The organism is bacterium (assembly GCA_026398675.1).
GTDB lineage: Bacteria > RBG-13-66-14 > RBG-13-66-14 > RBG-13-66-14 > RBG-13-66-14 > RBG-13-66-14.
Map to the genome: position 1 here is coordinate 1 of JAPLSK010000027.1, position 2370 is coordinate 2370.

The 2370-nt window shown below is 68.9% G+C and carries 1 protein-coding gene; it reads right to left on the minus strand.

The window, feature by feature from the left end:
- Positions 1-2370: S8 family serine peptidase (locus tag NTW26_00370; GenBank protein ID MCX7020728.1), on the minus strand; the 2370-nt coding region annotated here is incomplete at both ends.

Below are 2370 nucleotides of genomic sequence, written 5' to 3' on the forward strand. Positions count from 1 at the left end.
GCCGTCGTAGAGGACGGCCACGCGCCGCCCGGCCAGGTCGTAAACCGCGAGGGTCACCGGCGCGGCGGCGTCCGCCCCGCCCAGCTCGAACTGGATGTTCGCCGTATCCGCGACCGGGTTGGGGTAGGGCGCTGCGAGGGAGGTTCTGCCCGCCGTCGGCGGCTCGCCCGAGACCTCCACCGGACCCAGGAGCTCGCGATTCCCCTCGTCGTCGGTGACCTCGAAGAGATAGCTCTCACCCCGGCCGCGGTCCAGGTAGTACCCCCGGTTGCCCGGGATGGGGTTCTCGTTGAGCCGCGTCCCGAGGCCGGAGAGCGCGTGTTCACCGCCTTGCCGGTAGATGTAGATGCCCGCCACGTCGCCGGTGATGTCCCAGCCGACCAGGACGCCGTCGTCGGTGACGCTGGCGGAAAGGGCCGCGTCGCCCAGGCCGACCTCGTAGTCCAGGACGTAAATCTGGTCCGCGAAGGCGCCGTCGAAGGTGTCGTCGGAGTCCGACTTGAACCGGAGCCGGAGCTGGGCGATGTCCCCCTGGTGCTCGGTGAGGTCGCTCGTGCGCTTGATCCAGTTCCCCAGCGTGCCCGACAGGGTGTGCAGGGTGGTCCAGCTCTCGTCCTCCGAGTAGCGAATATCCACGTACAGGGCGTCCCAGCCGCCTTCCAGGTCGAACTTGCTCCACACGGTGAGGATGTAGTGCTCCGCGTCCACGCGGAAGGGCAGGCTCACCAGTGAGCAGTCGAGGTTTTGATCGTAGCCGCCGCCCACGTTGTTCGGCGTGAAGGAGTACCGCCCGTACATCGAGTCCTCGTCGGTCTGGCGCCAGGTGTTCTCCCCGTTGCTGGAGTAGCGCCAGAGCGGGTCTATGCCGTACTCGCAGTCCTCCCACAGGCCGTAGCCGGGCACGAAGAGCTCGAACGACTCCGCCAGGTCGTAGGGGTTGGTGGCGTGGATGTCGAGGTCGAAGGGGAGGCCCGCCGGCTCGGCGCAGTCCGCGTCCACTTCCAGGGTGAACTCGGCTTCGGCCTCCTCGAAGGGGGCCAGGTTGCCCAGGGAGTCGTGGCCTTCTGAAATTTTCACGTCGTCGGAATCGGTGGATAGGTCGGCGGTGACGCTCGTGGCGGTGACCAGGCTCATGTTGTAGAGGCGGCAGTACACGGTGGCGGTCTCGCCGGGCTCCAGGATGCCGTCACCGTCCTCGTCGGCGACCTCGTAGCCGTCGAAGAGGAGGCGGAGCTCGGGGTCGCCGACGACGCTGGAGACACTGGCGAAGGCGTTGATCCGCCCCGAGCCGTAGGTGTTGTCCTTGCCGGGGTCGCCCAGCTCGCGGGCGTAGTTTTCCAGGGCGGCCTTGAGCTGGACGGGCGACAGGGACGGGGCGGCGTCCAACAAGAGCGACACCGTCCCCGCCGTGTGCGGGGTGGCCATGGAGGTGCCGTTCCAGCCCCAGAGGTAGCCCTGGTTATCGGAGTACGAGCAGGAGACGATGTCCACGCCGGGGGCGCAGACGTCGGGCTTGGTGAGGCAGGGGTAGTCGTGGTAGGGGGCCACGTCGGCCCAGCTGACCGGCCCGCGGCCGGAGAAACCGGCTATCTCGTCGCGGATGTTGGTGGCGCCCACGGTGATGACGCCGGGGACGTCGCCGGGGCAGGTGATAGTCTCGGGGTCGGGCCCGTCGTTCCCGCCGGCCACCACCAGGGCCATCCCGCCGGCCAGGCAGCTCTGGGCCACGGCGCGCCAGGTGGACCGGTCGGGGTCCCAGCCGTAGTTCCAGCCCAGGCTCACCGAGACGGCGTCCGCCCCGTTGTCCAGCGCGTACTGCCACGCCTCCCAGACCGAGGCCTCGCCCTGGAGGGTGGCCCACATCCAGACTTTGAGGCTCATTATCCGCGTCTTGGGCGCCACGCCGCAGCTCAAGCCCGCCGAGCCGTCCGAGGACACCGAGCCGGCGCAGTGGGTGCCGTGGCCCTCGGTGTCCATGGGGTCCGGACCGCCGCCGCCCGCGCCGTCGAAGTAGTAACCGATGTAGTCGTCCACGTAGCCGTTGTGGTCGTCGTCAATGCCGTTGTCCGGCACCTCGTCGGTGTTGTGCCACAGGTGGTCGCGCAGGTCGTAGTGGTTGTAGTTGACGCCGGTGTCGGAGACGGCGACCAGGATGCCGTCGCCGTCATAGCCGTAGTCGTCCCAGACGAAGGGGGCGCCGATTTTTTCCACGCCCCAGGCGAGGCCGCCGTCGCGGTCGGGCGCTCCCACGCCGACCCACTCGTCGGGCCGGTCGGAGCCGGTCTCCACGCGCGCCACGTCGCCGCGCTCCAGAAGCTCCCGGATGACCGACGGCTTCGCCTCGCAAACCACCAGGTTCGTAATCCACAG